Genomic DNA, 16,512 nt, shown 5'->3' on the forward strand with positions numbered 1-16,512 from the left:
GTCAGCGCCGCCGCTTCTCCACGGTGTAGCGCAGCTGCGCGAAGCCGCCGACGTCCGCGGCCGAGTCCAGGCGCAGCGGGACGTCCTCGGTCAGCTCGCCGAACAGACGGTGACCGGCACCGATCAGGACCGGCGCGACACTGATGATGAACGCGTCGACGCGTCCGGCGCGGACGAAGCTCTGGACGAGGCGTCCACCGTCGGGGTAGACGTGCCGGGTCCCGTGCGCCTCGAGGTCGGCTACAAGGGCGTCCATGTCGCGGTAGACGGTGACGCGCGGGTCGGCGTCCTCGGGAAGGGTGGTGCTCAGGACGCCGACGTGGCGGTCGCCGTAGGGCCAGTTCTCCTCGCCGAACCCGACGACCTTCTCGTAGGTGTTGCGGCCCATGACCACGGCGTCGACCGAGCCGAGGAACTCGAAGTAGCCCATGTCGCCGGCCCGCTCCCCGCGCGAGGTCAGCCATGCGATGTCGTCGTCGGGGCGGGCGATGTAGCCGTCGAGGCTGGTGCCGATGAAGACGGTGGCGGTGAAGGTCACGGGGTGCTCCTCAGCACGTGGTCGAGGTCGTCGTGGAGAAGGGCGGCGGGGTCGCCGTCGCCGGTGAGCGCCCACTGCAGGAGGGAGCCGTCGGTGGTGATCCGGACGGCGCGCGCCAGGCGCGGCACGTCCGTGCCGGACGGGAGCTCGCCGCTCGTGACGGCGTCGGCGAGCAGTTCTCGCAGGGCCGCGTCGACCGCACGGGCGTGCTCGGCGGCGTGGACGCGGAACTCCGGGTCCGAGAGGTCGAGCTGGAGCATGGCGAGGTGGTTGGCCATCTGCTCGGGGGTGGACATGTGACCGGCGCGTTCGTCGGCGGCCGCGTGCAGGGCCGCCAGCGGCGAGTCGTTCGCTGTCCGCGCCCTCCGGTAGGGGGCGGCGGCGTTCGCGGCGGCGTCCGCGGCGAAGGCCAGCAACAGGCCGCGCTTGGACCCGAAGCGCTGCGACAGCGTCGCGGGGGAGACGCCCGCCTCGGCGCCGACGTGCGCCAGGGTCAGCCTGCCGGGGCCGTGGGCGCCGATGGCGCGCGCGGTGGCGGCGAGGATCTCGGTGTCGCTGGTGGCGCGTGGTCGTGGCATGGGTTCCTCCTCCTCGTGACCGACCGTAACACATTAATAAATGGCGGTTCATTTATTAATCGGGGCAGGGGAGGGGAGGTGGAGAACCGGGCGGAGGGCGCCCGCGCATGCCCCGGGGGCCTGGCTCGGGCCAGACCCCCGGGGCATGCGCGCGTACGGGGCGGACGGGCGGTGCGTCCGCCGGTGTGCGGCCCGTGTGCGGCCGGTCAGCGGCGGGCGGCGCCCGCCCGTTCGGCGTTCTCCAGCGTTTCGGCCAGGACCCGCCAGATCTCGGCGGCGAGGTCCATGTTCGAGGCGCGGCGGGCCTCCTCGCCCAGCTGCTTCAGCCGGGCGCGGCCCTCCTGCTGGTGGCCCTCGACGATCAGCAGCAGGCTGTCGAGCGTCTGCAGCCGGATCCGGTCGCGGTAGGTCAGGCGGAGGTTGTCGAAGTCCAGCCGGCCATGGGCCGCGCGGGCGTCCGCGTAACGGCCCTCCTCGAACGCGAGGTGCGCCTGGAGCACCAGCAGTTCCTGCTGCTGGACGGGCGTGCCGATGAGCGCGAGCGCCGCCTCGGCCTGCGTCAGGCAGGTGCGGGCCTGCTCGGTGAGGGCGGGTCTGGACTGGAGGTACAGCGAGGCCGCGGCGAGTCTCAGCCGCGCCCACAGGATCGGGTCGACACGGCTGTCGAGCGCCTGCATGGCCTGTTCCAGGTACGCGTGGACCGCCTCGTCGTCCCCCTGGCGGGAGCAGACGGTGGCAGCCGACCACAGGGCCTCGGCGCGCAGCGCGTCCGACCTGCCCGCCACCAGTTCGACCAGTTCCCGGGCGTGCGCCCGGGCTTCGGCCAGACGGCCGGACTCCGCCTCGGCCGACACCAGCGCCAGCAGGGCGGTCCCGGTGTCGGCGACGGAGAGCCCGGCGTCCTTGGCGACGCGGTACGCGTTCTCGGCGAGTTCGAGTGCCCGGGCGATCTGGCCGACCGAGCGCAGACACCGGGCGAGCTGGGTGCCGGACCGGCACTGCAGCGCCGGCAGCGCGAGCTCCTCGGCCACTTCGGCCAGCTCCTCCAGGCACGCCTGTTCCTCGGCGCGTTCGCCGTGGCGGGACCGGTATCCCGCGATCACCCACAGGGCCTGCCAGCGCAGGAGCGGATCCTCCGCCCCGGAGGCCGCGAGCACGTCGATGAGCTGCTCGACGGACTCGTCACTGTCGGAGGAGGCGGCGATGCTCAGCGCCTGCGTCAGCGAGCTGCCGCCGGGAGTGGTGGCAGCGGCGCCGGGCAGGGCGTCGAAGGCGAGACGGTCCACCCCCAGCTGTTTGGCAAGGTAGGTGATCACTCGCTCGGTGGGTTGCCGCGCGCCCGACTCCAGGCGGGACAAATAGCCGGTGGAGATCTCCTCGCCGGCCAGCGAGGCCTGGGAGAGACCCCGTTGGAGCCTCAAGGCCTTGAGGCGCGCGCCGAAAGACGACTCGTCTGTCATGTGAGTCCTGCAATCAATTCTCGGAATACAACCCTGATCGCGCCCGCCAACGCTTTGGGGGGCATCGTAGCGCTCCCCGCACGCGTAGGCAAATTATTTGCCGGACGCGTGCCTTGCGGCTCCGCGCACCGCCGGGCACCCCTAGGAAGCCCGCAAGAACCCTTGGCAACCTTTGGCAAATCGACTTGCCATCGGGGGCCGGGAGTTCTAGGTTGATCGAGGCCGAGCCGCTTCCAGCGGCTCTCGAGTACCTCCCACATCCCCGATCCCGCGATCACGGGATCCTCGTTCGGAGCCGTTCATGCGTAGAAGCATCCTCGTCACCTCCGCCGCAGCCCTGCTCTCCGTCGCTGCGGCCACCGTCGCCACCACCACCGACCCCGGCATCGACTGGCCCGCCGAGCCCTCCGTCCGGATCGTCGGCGCCGGGCAGGGCGACGGCATCGACTGGCCCGCGGGACCCACCGCCCCCGCCGGCACCCGGGACGGCGGCACCGGCGTCATCGACTGGCCCTGACGACCCATGGCCACGATGCACGCAGACGAAGCGCGGACCGACGAGGACCTCGTCCGGCGGCTGCTCCGCGGACAGTTCCCCCAGTGGGCCGGCCTGCCGGTGCGGCGCCTGGAGTCCGGTGGCACCGTCAACGCGATCTACCGGGTCGGCGCCGGGCTGACCGTCCGGCTGCCGCTCACCGAGGGCGGCGCCGGGACGCTGGAGCGGGAGGCGCACTGGCTGCCGCGGCTCGCGCCCCTGGTGCCCGTGCCCGTCCCGGAGGTCGTCGGGCTGGGCCGGGCCGCCGAGGGCTACCCGTGGGGGTGGGCCGTCCACCGGTGGATCGACGGCGAGGTGCTGGCCGAGGGCCGGGTGGAGGACCCCGGGCGGCTCGCCCGGGACCTCGCGGCGTTCGTCACCGCGCTGCGCGGGGTGGATCCCGGCGAGGGACCCCGGGCCCACCGGGGCCGGCCGCTGGCCGCCGCCGACGCGGAGACCCGTGCCGCGATCGAGGAACTGCGGCACACGGACGAGCCGTTCGACGCCGGCGCGGCCCTCGCCGCGTGGGAGGAGGCGCTCGCCGCCCCCGGATGGTCCGGGGAGCCGCGGTGGATCCACTCCGACCTCATGCCGAGCAACCTGCTCGGCGCCGGTGGACGGCTGGCCGCGGTGATCGACTTCGGCACCGCGGGCGTCGGCGACCCCGCCGTGGACCTGATCCCGGCGTGGAACCTGCTGCCGTCCTCCGCGCGGCGGGTCTTCCGCGAGGCCGTGGACACCGACGACGCCTCGTGGGCCCGCGGCCGGGGCTGGGCGCTGTCCATGGCCCTCGTCCAGTTGCCCTACTACCGCGGGACGAACCCGGTCATCTCCGCGAACGCCCGCCACGTGATCCGGCAGGTGCTCGCGGGCTGAGGCCGCTCCCCGAGGAGGGGGGGGGGGGGGGGGGGGGGGGGGGGGGGGGGCCCCCCCTCCCCCCCCCCCCCCCCTCCTCCTGTGTTCCCGCGGCGGCTACGCGAGCCGGAACACCCCCTTGGACAGCGCCAGGACCCGGGCCTGGTCGCGGGCCAGGGCGGCCGCGTCGGCATGGGCCATGTGCACGGTGAGCGGGCTGGACGGCAGGTCGACGGTGGGCCGCAGCCGGTCGCCCGGGCCGGGCTTCACCGTGACCGCCCGGACGGACTCCACCGCGTCGATCTCCGCCAGGACCGACGCGTCCACGGACTCCACGACCCCGGCGAGGCCGGTGGCCACGTGGTACACGAACCCCTCCCGGAGCTTGCGGTACGTACGGCCCGCGAACTCCTCGGCGAACGCGTCCGGCCGCAGCCACGCGAGCGCGCTCGCCCGGGCCTGGTCCGCGCCGAAGCTCCCGGCGTCGAAGTCCGGGTTCATCGTCCCGTTCATGCGGGCGCCGATCTCGACGAGCGCGGGCCCGTCGGCCGTCATCATCACTTCGGCGTGCGCGGCGCCGAACTCGATGCCGAGGGCGTCCAGCACGTCGTGGGTGTAGGCGGTGAGCTCGGCGACCACCGGGTCGTCCGGCGCGACGAGCAGGGCCCGGTGGGGGATGTTGCGGGCACCGCGGCGCCGCTTGTCGCAGCGCCACACACCGGCGTCGTAGCGCGCCCGGCGGCAGGAGACGGTGTCCACGATGTACTCGGTGCCCTCGAGGTAGGACTGCGCGAGGACCTCGGTGTTGGTCTCGCCGTACATGGTGACGGTGCCGAGGACCGCCTCGGCGGCGCCGCGCACCTGGGACGGGTCGGCGCAGATGGACACGCCCTGGGAGCCGGAGGCGGCCAGCGGCTTGACCACGACCGGACGGCCGCCCTGCTCCCGCGCCCAGGCGGCGAGGGCGTCGACGTCGTCGGACCGGAACTGGCGGGCGCAGCGCACGCCGGCCTTCCGGACGGCTTCGATCATCTCGTACTTGTCGCGGCGCGCCGCCGACAGGGCGGATCCGTTGGTCGGCAGGCCGAGCATCTCCGACAGCAGGTCGGCGAGCGGTACGCCGGGCTCCTGCCCGGCCACCACGGCCGCCGGGCGCAGTGCGGCGAGCTGCCGGGCGGTCTCGGCCGGGCCGCCGGCGGCGACCAGGGCCGCCGCGTAGCCGCCCAGGTCCGGCGCCTTCAGGTACTCCAGGGGTTCGGGGGTGCTGGACAGGTGCACGACCTCGGCGCCGAGTCCGGCGAAGGCCGCCCGGAGGTGCCTGCCCGTGCCGTACGCGTCGACGAGGACGACCAAGGGGTGATCAGCTCGCATGCTGCCTCCGTCGGAGCAGTTGGTTGCCAGTTAAGGCAATGTCAGTTGCCAAGATTATTGACCAGCTAGGCAACATCTGTCACTCTTTTGGGATAGAGCCGCTCGATTGAGCCGAAGCATCCGGTCGCCCCAGATCGCCTGACACCTCGTCGTGTCCCCGGGCGCGCGACCGGCCAGTTCATCAATGAAGAACGGAGCTCTCACCCATGTCCGTGCAGACGTTGCACACCCCCACCCGGCTGCCCGAACTCGACGACACGCAGAGGGCCCAGTTCGAACGGTCCGGTTTCCTCGTACTGCCGGGCTTCCTCCCGGACGATCTCGTGACCCGGGTCAAACAGGAGGTCGACACCTGGGTCGACACCGGGCTGCGGGCCCGGTCCATCGCGGCCGTACTCGACTACGCCACCCACGGGGTGCCGGACGTCCTGGAGCTCGACCTCCCCGGGCACGGCGAACTCCTCGCCCACGCACCGCTGCTGGACGTGGTCGGACAGCTGCTCGGCCCGGGGTTCGGCTTCCACCACATGCACAGCGACCGGCACGCCCCCGACCTCCCCGGCAAGGCGTGGCACCACGACTACGAGCAGGGCTCCCCCTCGCGCCGGACCCACACGATGGTCCACGCGCTGCACTACCTCGACGGCATCGACCCGGACATGGCCGGACTGGCCGTCCTGCCCGGATCGCACCTCGAGGCGGCGCCGAAGACGGCGCGCGCCCACCTGGGCACCGACGTGCTGCCCGGCGAGGTGTACCTCGAGGAGCTGCCGGCCGGCTCGACCGTGCTGCTGCACTCCGCCCTCTTCCACGCCCGCCGGGCGAAGCCGCAGTTCCCGGGCCGCCCGCGCTACTTCGTCGACGCCTCCTACTGCGAGGCCGGCGTGCTGTGGCCGCCGGTCAAGCCGTACTGGCGGGAGATGCTGCGGCGGGCTCGCCGGCTCGGGCTCGCCGGAGCGGACTGGCCCGACCTCTTCGCCGAGCACCACTTCGGCGAATACACCCGGCCCGAGTGAGGGAGGACGAGATGCTGCACGCGGGAATCTCATGGCACGCGGGCGGGTACCGCCTCGCCGTGGTCGGCCCCGACGGCCGCCGCGTCCCCGTGCCCGGCGACTACCCCCCGCACCGGGCGGACGAGCTGATCGCGCGGCTGCGCGAGCTCGGCGACCGGCTCGGGATCGTCGTGGAGAGCACCAACGGCACCCTGGACGGCCGCATGATGGCGGCCGGACTGCGCGTGCACCGGGCCGACCCCTGGCTGCTGCCGGACCGGCCGCTGCTGGGCTCCGTCCCGGCGGAGGAACTGGCCCTCGCGAGCCTGCGCGGCGGACGGGGCCTGGTACGGCTGGAGGCCCACCGCGGCACCCAGACCGGCCGCGAGGAGGAACTGGCCGCCCAGATCGCCTCCTCCGCCGGCGCGGACCGCGAGCAGCACCTGGCGGGCCGCCTCTTCAGCCACGGCAGCCGCGAACGCCGCGAGGTCGCGCTCACCTTCGACGACGGACCGCTGCCGCCCTGGACCGGGCAGATCCTCGACGTCCTGGAGCGCTACGGCATCCCGGCGACCTTCTTCTGCGTCGGGATCAACGCGGGCGGGTTCTCCGAGGACCTGGCCCGGATGCGCGAGCAGGGCCACGCCATCGGCAACCACACCTGGTCGCACCCCTTCCTGCCCGAGCTGACCCGGCCCCAGCTGGCCGAACAGATCAACCGCACGGCGGAGGCGATCGCCGGCGCGAGCGGCGGCGAGGCACCCCGGCTGTTCCGGCCCCCGTACGGATCGCGGACACCGCAGGTGCTGGACTGGCTCGCGGACATCGACGCCACCACCGTTCTGTGGGACGTCGCGCCCGACGACTGGGCCCTGCGGCAGGCCGACGCCATCGCGCGCGACGTACTGGCCGAGGTCCGGCCGGGCTCCGTGATCCTCCTCCACGACGGCGGCGGCGACCGCTCGCCCACCGTGGCCTCGCTCCCGCCGATCATCGAAGGACTCCTGGAGCGCGGTTACACGTTCGTACGGGCCGACGACATGATCGCGCGGACCCGGCCCGGGCTGGTGGCGGCCCCATGAGGAACTGGGCGGGCACCATCGACTTCGGTACGGCCCCGATCGCGCGGCCCGGCTCCGTCGACGAACTGCGCCGTATCGTCGCCGGCAGCGAACGGGTCCGCGCGCTCGGCGCCGGCCACTCCTTCAGCGGGGTCCTGGCGACCGCGGGCGGCCTCGTCCGGCTCGACGGGCTGCCCCCGGCCGTGGACATCGACACCGCGGCCGGCACCGCCACGGTGACCGCCGGAATGCGGTACGCCGACGTGGCCGCCGCACTGCACCGGGCAGGCCACGCCCTGGCGAACCTCGCCTCCCTGCCGGACCTCTCCGTCGCGGGGGCGACCGCCACAGGCACCCACGGCTCCGGTGACGGCCGGCGCAGCCTGTCGGCGGCCGTCACCGGGCTGGAACTGGTCGGCCCCGAGGGCGACCTGGTCGAGCTGCGCCGCGACGTGGACCGGGACACCTTCGCCGGATCGGTGGTCTCCCTCGGGGCGCTGGGCGTCGCCACCCGGATCACCCTGGAGATCGAGCCGGCGTTCGAAGTGGCCCAGTCGGTGCGGGCGGCGGTGCCCCTCGACGAGATCCGGGACCGCTTCGACGAAGTCGCCGGCGCCGCGTACAGCGTCAGCGTGTTCACCACGTGGGGGGACGACGCGTCCGTGTGGCTCAAGCGCCGCACCGACCGCGCCGTCACCGAACTGGACCTCGGGACCCCCGCGCCGGGACCGCTGCACCCGGTCCCCGGGGCCGACCCGGCCCCCTGCACGGCCCAGCTGGGCGTTCCGGGCCCCTGGCACCTGCGGCTGCCGCACTTCCGCCCCGGCGCCACCCCGGACGCCGGCGACGAACTGCAGTCGGAGTACTTCCTGCCGCGCGCCGCCGCCCCGGCCGCGTTCGACGCGCTGCGCGGGATCGGCGCGCTCCTCGGCCCCGTCCTGCACGTGGCCGAGGTCCGGACCGTGCGCGGCGACGACCTGTGGCTGAGCCCGGCGTACGAACGGGACTCGGTGGCCTTCCACTTCACCTGGATCAAGGACGCCGCCCGCGTACGGCCGGTGATCGACGCCGTGGAAGAACTCCTGGCACCGCTGGGAGCACGGCCCCACTGGGCGAAGCTCACGGCCATGACCGGGGCCGACATCCGCTCCTGCTACCGCCGCGCCTCCGATTTCGCGGAGCTGCTGGCGAAGTCCGACCCCGACGGCAAGTTCGCCAACGAGTTCGTCGACGGGCTGTTCTCCCCCAAATCCCGGTGACCCCCTCGTACCAGCGATCGCGGAAGGCACGCGCGTGGAAAAGCGACCACTGACCAAGACCGGACGGAAGGTCTCCGTCGTCGGGCTCGGCACCTGGCAGTTCGGCGACGGATGGGCCCATGTGCGCGAGCACGACGTCCGGGCCATCCTCGACGCGGCCGTCGAGGCCGGCGTCGACTTCATCGACACCGCCGACGTCTACGGCGACGGCCGCAGCGAGCGGCTGATCGGACGGTTCCTGCAGGAGTTCCGCACCTCGCGGGGCGAGCGGCCCACCGTGGCGACCAAACTGGGCCGCCGCGGCGCACAGGAACTCGGCGCGTTCACCCTCGACAACTTCCGCGCCTGGACCGACCGCTCCCGGCAGAACCTCGGGGTGGACACGCTCGACCTCGTACAGCTGCACACCCCGCCGGACGCCGTGTTCGAGTCCGACGCGGTCTTCGACGCCCTGGACGCGCTGGTCGACGAGGGCCGGGTCAAGGCGTACGGCGTCAGCGTGGAGACCTGCGCCCAGGCCATGACCGCCCTCGCCCGGCCGAACGTCGCCTCCGTGCAGATCATCCTGAACGTGTTCCGGCGCAAACCGCTGGAACAGGTCCTGCCGGCCGCCCGGGCCGCGGGCGTCGGCGTCATCGCCCGCGTGCCGCTGGCCTCCGGCCTGCTCTCCGGGAAGTTCCGGCGCGACACGGTCTTCGCCGAGGACGACCACCGCAACTACAACCGGCACGGCGAGCAGTTCGACGTCGGCGAGACCTTCTCCGGCGTCGACTACGAGACCGGGCTCGCGGCCGCGGGCGAATTCACCGGCATGGTGCCCGTGGGCGCCACGCCCGCCCAGCTCGCCCTGCGCTGGGTCACCCAGCAGGACGGCGTCACCACCGTCATCCCGGGCGCCACCTCGGTGGCCCAGGCGCGGTCCAACGCCGCGGTCGGCTCCATGGAACCGCTGCCCGGGGAGACCCTCGAGCGGCTGCGCGAGCTGTACGACCGCCGGATCCGCGCCCAGGTGCACCACCTCTGGTGACCGCGGACCGCCCGCCCGCCCCGCCCGCCCCCGCCCACCCCTTCCCAGGAGCCACAGGATGAAGATCGCCGGAGAGACCGTCCTCCTCACCGGTGCCACCGGAGGCATAGGCCGGGCGCTCGCCGCCCGACTCGCCGGGGCGGGCGCCGACCTGATCCTGACCGGCCGCGACCCGGACGCGCTGCGCGCCCTCGCCGACCCGCTCGGCGCCCGGTGGGTGGCCGCCGACCTCGCCGACCCCTACGACGTGGAACACCTCGCGAAGTCCTGCGGGGGCACCGGCATCCTCGTGGCCAACGCCGCCCTGCCGGCCAGCGGCGACCTGCTCGAGTACACGCCCGAGCAGATCGACCGCGCCCTGGCCGTGAACCTGCGCTCGGCGGTCGTCCTGGCCCGGCTCCTCGCACCGGCGATGACCGGCGCCGGCCGCGGCCACCTCGCGTTCGTGGGGTCGATGTCGGGAAAGGCCGCCACCCCGGCCTCGTCGCTGTACACGGCGTCGAAGTTCGCGCTCCGCGGCTTCGCCCACGCCCTGCGGCTCGACCTGCGCCCCGCGGGCGTCGGGGTGTCGCTCGTCCAGCCCGGCTTCGTCGCGGAGGCGGGCATGTTCGCCCGCACCGGGGCGCCACTGCCCCGCGGCGCGCGGGCGGTCACACCGGACCAGGTGGCGTCGGCGGTGCTCCGGGCCATCACGCACGACCGCGGCGAGATCAACATCGCGCCGCTCAGGCTGCGGCTGCGCTGCGCCCTGTCGGTGCAGTTCCCGGCCGCCGCCGCCCGGCTCCAGGGGCGGGGCGCCCCGGACGACAGCGCCCGGCGCATCGTCGACGCGCAACGGGCCTCCCGGTGACGCGCCGGGCGAACGCACGCGCCCCCCACGACCTCATGAGGAGTGAGCACATGTTGGACAGCGTTCTCGTCATCGGCTCGGGCTACCTGCACTTCCGGGAGTACGCGCTGCGCGGACTGGCGGAGCACTACCGGGTCGTCCTCATCGGACAGCGCCCGCTGGACTGGCAGCTTCCGTACGCGGCCGACCACCGGGAGGCCGACCTCCAGGACGAGGCGGCGGTCCTCGCGGCCGCCGAGGAACTCGCCGCGGACAACCGCATCATCGGTGTCATCACCTGGGAGGAGATGCTGATCGCGCGGGCCGCCGCGGTCGGCGCCCGGCTGGGCGTGCCCACCATGCCGGTCGACGCGGCGCGGGCGTGCCGCGACAAGGCGGAGCAGCGCAAGCGCTTCCAGGAGGCGGGCGTACCGTCGGCGCGGTTCCACCTCGCGGGCTCCGTCGCCGAGGCGGTCGACGCGGCCGCCGCCATCGGCTACCCCGTGGTGGTCAAGCCCCGCGGCCGGGCCGCCAGCGTCGCGGTCCAGATCGTCCGCTCCGAGGCCGAGCTGCGCGCGGCGTTCGACTTCGCCCGCAGCTCGGAGAACGCGGCCATCGAGGACGGGCTCGTCCTCATCGAGGAGTTCCTCGTCGGCCCGGAGATCAGCGTGGACTGCTGGGTGCTCGACGGCAGGGTCGAGCCGTACGCGATCGCGCTGAAGCGCACCGGCTACGCACCGTTCTTCGAGGAGGTGGCGCACGTCGTCGGCACCGTCCTCGACAGCGGGACCGAGGCCGCGGTCCGCGAGGTGGTGATCCGCTCCAACCGGGCGCTGGGCATCGACCGTACGGTCACCCACACCGAGCTGATGCTCACCGCCGACGGACCCAAGGTGGTCGAGGTCAACGGCCGCCTCGGCGGGGAACTCATCCCGCGCCTGGCCGAGATCGCGATCCCGGGCCTGTCCGTCGGGGCGCTCCTCGGCGCGGTCGCCACCGGCCGCGAACCCGACCCTATCCCGGCCCCGGAGCAGCTGGTCGGCATCCGCTTCCTGTACCCCGCCGAGGACCTGACGTTCGAGGACATCGAGGTTCCGGCCGCGCTCGCCGGCGAGCCCTGGGTGCGCGAGGTGCGGCGGGTCAGCGATCCGGGCACCGAGCTGCGGCTGCCGCCGCGGCAGTTCCTGGGCCGCGCCGGATACGTCATCGCCACCGGCTCCGGCATCGACGAGATCGACGCGCGCCTGCTGAAGCTCGCCGACGCCACGGCCGTGCTCGGCAAGCCCCTGCCCGTCTGAGCCGCCCCCGTCCCGCCCCCCTCCCGACCCCGCTTTCCCGCTCCCCCTTCCCGTTTTCCGCACAGATGGAGACACACCCATGAAGAAGGCCCTGATCTTCGGCGAGTACAAGATCGCCAGGTTCCTGCCGGTCCTGCGCGACCGCGGCTACACGGACTTCGTCGTGTACTCGGCCGTCGAGTTCGACGCGGCCCTCGAGTTCGACGCCACCGGCGTCGAGGTCAAGCCGCTGAGCCTGGACTGGGACGCGGACGACGTGGTCCGCGTACTGGACGCCGAGCGGCCCGACGTGGCCATCGCCAACCCGTACGCCCACGGCCAGGAGCAGCTGCCCATCGTCTACGGCCGGGCCGCCGCGCGGTGGGACGGCCGGTTCGTCGCCCACTCCGCCGAGTTCGCGGAGGTGGCCTGCGACAAGGTCAAGCTGCACGAGACCGGCGTGGAGCGCGGCTGGCCGGTCCCGGCGGGAGCGGTCTGCGCGGACGTCTCCGAGGTCGCCGGCGCCGCCCGGGAGCTGGGCTTCCCGCTGGTGATCAAGGAAGCCCAGGCCCAGGCGGGCGACGGCCGCTTCTTCGCGGCCTCCGCCGAGGAACTCGACGCGGTACTCGAAGGCGGCCTGGCGTTCCCCGCGATCGTGCAGGCGTTCAAGGTCGGTGAGGAGACCGGCATCGAGCTGATCAGCGCGGACGGTGAGCTGATGCGCTGGCCCGTCGTCTCCATGGGCCCGCTGGACGCGGGGCTCGACCCCTCGAAGCGGGCACGGGTCACCCCGTACGCCCTCCCCGAGCGCGCCGCGGCGCGTCTGGAGGCGTTCCTCACCGACATCCAGGACAACTTCGCCCCGTACGGCCCGTGGCAGATCGACTTCGCGGTCGTCGAGGACGACATCGTCGTGCTCGAGATCAACCCGCGCCTCGGCGGCCTCTCCGACCTGGGCGCCACCGGCAGCGGCACCGACCCGCACGCGGTGTTCACCGCGGCCGCGCTCGGCGAGCCGCTGCCCGGGGCGCGTACCCGCGCGGTGGCGATCGAGCTGCCGTCGGCCGAGATCCCCGGCGTCGAGGTGCCCGAGCACCCCGAGGGCGCCGACGTCATGCGGGTGACCGCGCGCAAGCCCACCAACCGCTGCTTCATCAACACCGACCGCATGCAGCTGGTCACCACCGTCGGCGACGTGGAGGCGGGCAAGCGCTGGGTGAAGGAGCTCGACGCCGCGGGCCTGCTGCGCTGCTCGGTCGAGTCCGCCTTCCGGCAGCTGGAGCAGGGCTTCGCCGTGTTCGGCGGGAAGGCGGAAGCACGATGAAGGTGCTGATCGCCGGACTCGGCGACAACAAGGAGTTCGGACTCAAGTCGCTGCGCGACGCGGGGCACTTCGTCGGGATCATCGACCTGCCGCACCGCGTCCCCGTCAACCAGTGCGACTGGTGGCGCGCGGGCGACCGCTTCTCCGTCGACTCCATGCTCGAAGCGGCGAGCTCGGCCGGGTTCGCGTGGGACGCGATCCTCTGCTGGGAGGAGCTGTCCACCGACATCGCCCGGGAGGTCGCCCGCAAGCTCGGCGTACCGGCGCCGCGGATGCCCGCGGGCCACTTCCGCGACAAGGGAGTCATGCACGGACGGCTGCGGGAGCAGGGCGTCCCCTCGCCGCAACTCGGCGTGGCCCGCACCGTGGAGGAGTGCGTGTCCCTCGCCGGCGGCCGCTTCCCGGTCGTGGTCAAGCCGACGGACTACGGCGGCAGCGGCGGGGTCCGGGTCGTCGACGGCCCGGACGGACTCGCCGAGGCCTTCCGCGCCGCCGCCGCACTGGCCGCGAGCGGGCGCGTCGCCGTGGACCGCTACGTCACCGGCAAGGAGTACAGCGTCGAGGCGGTGACCTGGGCACCCGGTGACACCCAGGTCCTCGCGATCACCGACAAGTACCTGACCCGGCCGCCGTACTGCATCGAGATCGGCCACGTCTCCCCGGCGGCGGTCTCGGACACGGAGCGCGAGCTGCTGTCGGAGGCGACGGTCCGCGCGCTCGACGCGCTCGGCATGGAGGCGGGCGTCTCCCACGCGGAGTTCCGAATGACCGACGAGGGCCCCGTCCTGATGGAGATCGCGGGGCGCCCGGCGGGCGGCCAGATCCCGCGGCTCGTCGAGCTGGCCACCGGCTGGAACCTGAACACCGCCGAACTCGCGGCGGTGGTGGGCGGGCGGACGGCCCAGGGGACACCGGCCGCCGAATGCTCCGCCATCCGGTTCTTCGTCGGCGACGGCAGGACGCCGTTCCGCCACCCCGTGACCTGGGAGACCGCCGGCCTGCCGCCGCTCGTGGACACCCTGCGGGAACTGCGCTACTTCGCGGGCGAGGGGACGGTGGCCCGGGTACCGCGCGGCCCCGAGGACCGGCTCGGATACGCGATCCTCGCCGGCACCCGCGAGGAGACCGCGGCGGCGCTGGCCGCCCTCGGCGACGGAGCCGAGGAGTACCGCGGTGACTAGCCCCCGGGGCCGGACGGCGAGCGCCCCGGCCGGCCCCGGCCGGCCCGGCCGGGGCCTGTGGCACAACCACGACTTCCTCAAGCTCTGGTCGGGGGAGACCGTCGCCGCGCTCGGCTCCCAGGTGACCCAGCTGGCGCTCCCGCTGCTGGTGCTGGGCGCCCTGGGTGGCAGCGCGGCGGAGGTCGGCCTCGTCACGGCGATGCAGTTCCTGCCCGCGCTGTGCGTGACCCCGTTCGCCGGCCTCGTGATCGACATGTTCGACCGGCGGCTGATCATCCTGGCGGCCAACGCGGTGCGGGCCGTGGCCCTGGCCGTGGTGCCGGTGCTCTACCTCACCGACGGCCTGAGCGTCCCGGCGCTGTGCGCGGTCGCGTTCGTGGTGGGCTCGGGAACCGCCGTGTTCGACGTCGGCTACCTCGCGTACCTTCCGGCGCTCGTGCCGCAGCAGCACCTCGTGGACGCCAACAGCAAGCTCCAGGGCTCGTACGCCGTCGCCCAGATCGGCGGTTCCGGCTTCGGCGGCCTGCTGATCAAGGTGCTGGGCGCGTGGTTCGCGATCCTGGCCAACGTCGTCGCCTACCTGGCGGCGTTCGTGGCGATGCTCCTGATCCGGCACCGGGAACCGGCACGCGACCCGGAGGCGGCCGGCCGGCCGCGCCTGGCCGACATCGTCACCAGCTTCGGGCTGCTGTGGCGCAACCGGATCCTGCGCATGCTGAGCCTGCGGGCCGGCTGGTTCAACATGTGCGAGCAGGCGATCCTCACCCTCTTCCTGGTCTACGCCGTCAAGGAACTCCACATGGACGCCGGCGGGGTCGGCTTCGTCCTCGCCTTCGGCAGCGTCGCCTCCCTCGCCGGCGCGGCGGTGGCCAAGCGGGCCGGCAACCGGTTCGGGTTCCCCAGGATCCTGATCCTGGCCAGCAGCGCCTCGTCCGTCGCGCCGGTGCTGCTGCTGCCGACCGGGGCCGGCACCGGCTGGAACTTCGCGCTGGCGACGCTGACGTTCGCCGTCTACGGGTTCGGCCTGACCATCTACAACGTCCACGTCGTGGCGTTCCGCCAGACGGTGATCCCCTCGGACGTCCTGGGCCGCGCGACCGCGGCGTACCGGATGCTCACGTACGGGCCGTTCCCCCTCGGCGCGTTCCTCGGCGGCGTGATGGGCGAGCGGCTGGGCCTGTGGAACTCGCTGCTGGTCTTCGCGGTCGCCTCGCTCGCCGGGTGGGTGCTGTTCGTCGTGGCCTGTACGAGGATGCCGGAGACGGCGCCGGAGCCGGCGTCGGCCTGAGGGGAGTCGAGGTGACCGGTGTGACCAATCGTGACGGGGCCGGGATCGACGAGTCGCTCGTCGAGCGGCTGATCGCGGCGCAGTTCCCGCAGTGGGCGGGACTGCCCGTACGGAAGGTGGCCTCGGCCGGTACGGACCACGCCATGTACCGGCTGGGCGAGGACATGACCGTACGGCTCCCCCGCATGCCCGATGCCGCGGGGCAGGTCGGCGCCGAGCAGCGGTGGCTGCCGCACCTCGCCCCGCACCTGCCCCTGGAGGTGCCCGTGCCGCTGGGGCACGGGGCGCCGGGTGAGGGGTACGGGTTCGCCTGGTCGGTGTACCGCTGGCTCGACGGCGAGAACCTGTACGACCGGCCCCTCGCCGGAAGCGGACTCCAGGACGCTGCCGTCGCGCTGGGCCGCTTCCTCGCGGCGCTCCACCGCGTCGGCACCGCCGGGGCACCGCGCTCGTTCCGCGGCGGTCGGGTGGACACCGCCGACGACGAGGTCCGGGCGGCCATCCGGGACCTGGGCGCCGACGGCACGCACGACGCCGGGGCGGCGACGGCCGCCTGGGAGGCGGCCGTACGGGCGCCGGGGTGGCGGGGCGCACCCGTATGGCTGCACGGCGACCTGCTGCCGGGAAACCTGCTCGGCCGCCAGGGCCGGCTCACGGCCGTCATCGACTTCGGGCTCGTGGGCGTCGGTGACCCCGCGTGCGATCTGATGGCGGCCTGGACCCTGCTGACCGCCGAGACCCGGGACGCCTTCCGCGAGGCGGCCGGCGTGGACGACGCCACGTGGGCCCGGGGGCGGGGCTGGGCCCTGCGCTTCGGGCTCACCGCGGAGCACTACTACCGCGGCGGCCTCAACCCCGTCCTGGCACGCACCGGCCACCGCGCGGCGGCCGAGGCGATCGCCGACCACCACCGCTCCTGACGTCCCCCTCCGCC

16 protein-coding genes are annotated in these 16,512 nt (G+C 73.8%); 12 read left to right on the forward strand and 4 right to left on the reverse strand.

Annotation, left to right across the window (positions count from 1 at the left end; translation table 11 throughout):
- Window position 1: 1 nt before the first annotated feature.
- The 3 genes from ACZ4WZ_RS26805 to ACZ4WZ_RS26815 form a co-directional block, all read right to left on the reverse strand.
- Window positions 2–538 carry a dihydrofolate reductase family protein gene (locus ACZ4WZ_RS26805; RefSeq protein ID WP_467894143.1) on the reverse strand — a complete coding sequence of 179 codons (537 nt, stop codon included), beginning with the start codon at window positions 536–538 and terminating at the stop codon, window positions 2–4.
- Window positions 535–1,116 carry a TetR family transcriptional regulator gene (locus ACZ4WZ_RS26810; protein ID WP_467894144.1) on the reverse strand — a complete coding sequence of 194 codons (582 nt, stop codon included), beginning with the start codon at window positions 1,114–1,116 and terminating at the stop codon, window positions 535–537. The genes ACZ4WZ_RS26805 and ACZ4WZ_RS26810 overlap by 4 nt, the downstream gene beginning before the upstream one ends.
- A 206-nt stretch (window positions 1,117–1,322) precedes the next feature.
- Window positions 1,323–2,576: a helix-turn-helix domain-containing protein gene (locus ACZ4WZ_RS26815; RefSeq protein WP_467894146.1), complete on the reverse strand. Its 1,254-nt coding sequence runs from the start codon at window positions 2,574–2,576 to the stop codon at window positions 1,323–1,325.
- A gap of 301 nt (window positions 2,577–2,877) precedes the next feature.
- On the opposite strand from ACZ4WZ_RS26815, the gene ACZ4WZ_RS26820 reads away from it, so the two are divergent.
- Together ACZ4WZ_RS26820 and ACZ4WZ_RS26825 are read left to right on the forward strand one after the other, a co-directional pair.
- Complete coding sequence (locus ACZ4WZ_RS26820) at window positions 2,878–3,093, forward strand: hypothetical protein (protein ID WP_467894148.1); 216 nt, start codon at window positions 2,878–2,880, stop codon at window positions 3,091–3,093.
- A 15-nt stretch (window positions 3,094–3,108) separates the two neighbouring features.
- Entirely contained in the window at window positions 3,109–3,987 is an 879-nt protein-coding gene (locus ACZ4WZ_RS26825; protein WP_467894150.1) for an aminoglycoside phosphotransferase family protein, read from the forward strand.
- Window positions 3,988–4,083: 96 nt separating this feature from the next.
- On the opposite strand, the gene ACZ4WZ_RS26830 is transcribed toward ACZ4WZ_RS26825, so the two are convergent.
- Window positions 4,084–5,337 (reverse strand): ATP-binding protein, encoded by a 1,254-nt coding sequence (locus ACZ4WZ_RS26830; RefSeq protein ID WP_467894152.1) that lies wholly within the window; start codon window positions 5,335–5,337, stop codon window positions 4,084–4,086.
- A gap of 206 nt (window positions 5,338–5,543) precedes the next feature.
- Between ACZ4WZ_RS26830 and ACZ4WZ_RS26835 the strand changes: the two genes are divergently transcribed.
- The 10 genes from ACZ4WZ_RS26835 to ACZ4WZ_RS26880 all read left to right on the forward strand — a co-directional run bounded on the left by ACZ4WZ_RS26835 (window position 5,544) and on the right by ACZ4WZ_RS26880 (window position 16,498).
- Window positions 5,544–6,353: a phytanoyl-CoA dioxygenase family protein gene (locus ACZ4WZ_RS26835; protein WP_467894154.1), complete on the forward strand. Its 810-nt coding sequence runs from the start codon at window positions 5,544–5,546 to the stop codon at window positions 6,351–6,353.
- Window positions 6,354–6,364: 11 nt separating this feature from the next.
- A complete protein-coding gene (locus ACZ4WZ_RS26840) occupies window positions 6,365–7,414 on the forward strand; it encodes a polysaccharide deacetylase family protein (protein WP_467894156.1) in 1,050 nt (349 codons plus the stop codon).
- Window positions 7,411–8,652, forward strand: coding sequence for an FAD-binding protein (locus tag ACZ4WZ_RS26845; protein ID WP_467894158.1), 1,242 nt, complete (start codon window positions 7,411–7,413; stop codon window positions 8,650–8,652). Before ACZ4WZ_RS26840 ends, ACZ4WZ_RS26845 begins: the two co-directional genes overlap by 4 nt.
- A 34-nt stretch (window positions 8,653–8,686) precedes the next feature.
- Window positions 8,687–9,679 (forward strand): aldo/keto reductase, encoded by a 993-nt coding sequence (locus tag ACZ4WZ_RS26850; RefSeq protein ID WP_467894160.1) that lies wholly within the window; start codon window positions 8,687–8,689, stop codon window positions 9,677–9,679.
- 58 nt (window positions 9,680–9,737) lie between these two features.
- Complete coding sequence (locus ACZ4WZ_RS26855; protein ID WP_467894162.1) at window positions 9,738–10,529, forward strand: SDR family NAD(P)-dependent oxidoreductase; 792 nt, start codon at window positions 9,738–9,740, stop codon at window positions 10,527–10,529.
- A gap of 50 nt (window positions 10,530–10,579) precedes the next feature.
- Window positions 10,580–11,806, forward strand: a complete 1,227-nt coding sequence (locus tag ACZ4WZ_RS26860; protein WP_467894164.1) for an ATP-grasp domain-containing protein — start codon at window positions 10,580–10,582, stop codon at window positions 11,804–11,806.
- A 79-nt stretch (window positions 11,807–11,885) separates the two neighbouring features.
- The gene (locus ACZ4WZ_RS26865) at window positions 11,886–13,109 is read left to right on the forward strand and encodes an ATP-grasp domain-containing protein (RefSeq protein ID WP_467894166.1); all 1,224 of its coding nucleotides are present in this window, start codon (window positions 11,886–11,888) and stop codon (window positions 13,107–13,109) included.
- The gene (locus ACZ4WZ_RS26870; RefSeq protein ID WP_467894167.1) at window positions 13,106–14,290 is read left to right on the forward strand and encodes an ATP-grasp domain-containing protein; all 1,185 of its coding nucleotides are present in this window, start codon (window positions 13,106–13,108) and stop codon (window positions 14,288–14,290) included. Before ACZ4WZ_RS26865 ends, ACZ4WZ_RS26870 begins: the two co-directional genes overlap by 4 nt.
- Window positions 14,283–15,578: an MFS transporter gene (locus ACZ4WZ_RS26875; RefSeq protein ID WP_467894169.1), complete on the forward strand. Its 1,296-nt coding sequence runs from the start codon at window positions 14,283–14,285 to the stop codon at window positions 15,576–15,578. The genes ACZ4WZ_RS26870 and ACZ4WZ_RS26875 overlap by 8 nt, the downstream gene beginning before the upstream one ends.
- A gap of 20 nt (window positions 15,579–15,598) precedes the next feature.
- Window positions 15,599–16,498 (forward strand): aminoglycoside phosphotransferase family protein, encoded by a 900-nt coding sequence (locus tag ACZ4WZ_RS26880; RefSeq protein WP_467894171.1) that lies wholly within the window; start codon window positions 15,599–15,601, stop codon window positions 16,496–16,498.
- Window positions 16,499–16,512: the final 14 nt, after the last annotated feature.

The sequence above is a fragment of the Streptomyces sp. NPDC029122 genome, assembly GCF_055569445.1.

Coding starts and splice junctions, on each gene's coding strand:
- ACZ4WZ_RS26860 (WP_467894164.1), top strand. CDS start 10,580: ATGTTGGACAGCGTTCTCGTCATCGGCTCGGGCTACCTGCACTTCCGG.
- ACZ4WZ_RS26840 (WP_467894156.1), top strand. CDS start 6,365: ATGCTGCACGCGGGAATCTCATGGCACGCGGGCGGGTACCGCCTCGCC.
- ACZ4WZ_RS26845 (WP_467894158.1), top strand. CDS start 7,411: ATGAGGAACTGGGCGGGCACCATCGACTTCGGTACGGCCCCGATCGCG.
- ACZ4WZ_RS26870 (WP_467894167.1), top strand. CDS start 13,106: ATGAAGGTGCTGATCGCCGGACTCGGCGACAACAAGGAGTTCGGACTC.
- ACZ4WZ_RS26830 (WP_467894152.1), bottom strand. CDS start 5,337: ATGCGAGCTGATCACCCCTTGGTCGTCCTCGTCGACGCGTACGGCACG.
- ACZ4WZ_RS26865 (WP_467894166.1), top strand. CDS start 11,886: ATGAAGAAGGCCCTGATCTTCGGCGAGTACAAGATCGCCAGGTTCCTG.
- ACZ4WZ_RS26815 (WP_467894146.1), bottom strand. CDS start 2,576: ATGACAGACGAGTCGTCTTTCGGCGCGCGCCTCAAGGCCTTGAGGCTC.
- ACZ4WZ_RS26820 (WP_467894148.1), top strand. CDS start 2,878: ATGCGTAGAAGCATCCTCGTCACCTCCGCCGCAGCCCTGCTCTCCGTC.
- ACZ4WZ_RS26835 (WP_467894154.1), top strand. CDS start 5,544: ATGTCCGTGCAGACGTTGCACACCCCCACCCGGCTGCCCGAACTCGAC.
- ACZ4WZ_RS26855 (WP_467894162.1), top strand. CDS start 9,738: ATGAAGATCGCCGGAGAGACCGTCCTCCTCACCGGTGCCACCGGAGGC.
- ACZ4WZ_RS26825 (WP_467894150.1), top strand. CDS start 3,109: ATGCACGCAGACGAAGCGCGGACCGACGAGGACCTCGTCCGGCGGCTG.
- ACZ4WZ_RS26810 (WP_467894144.1), bottom strand. CDS start 1,116: ATGCCACGACCACGCGCCACCAGCGACACCGAGATCCTCGCCGCCACC.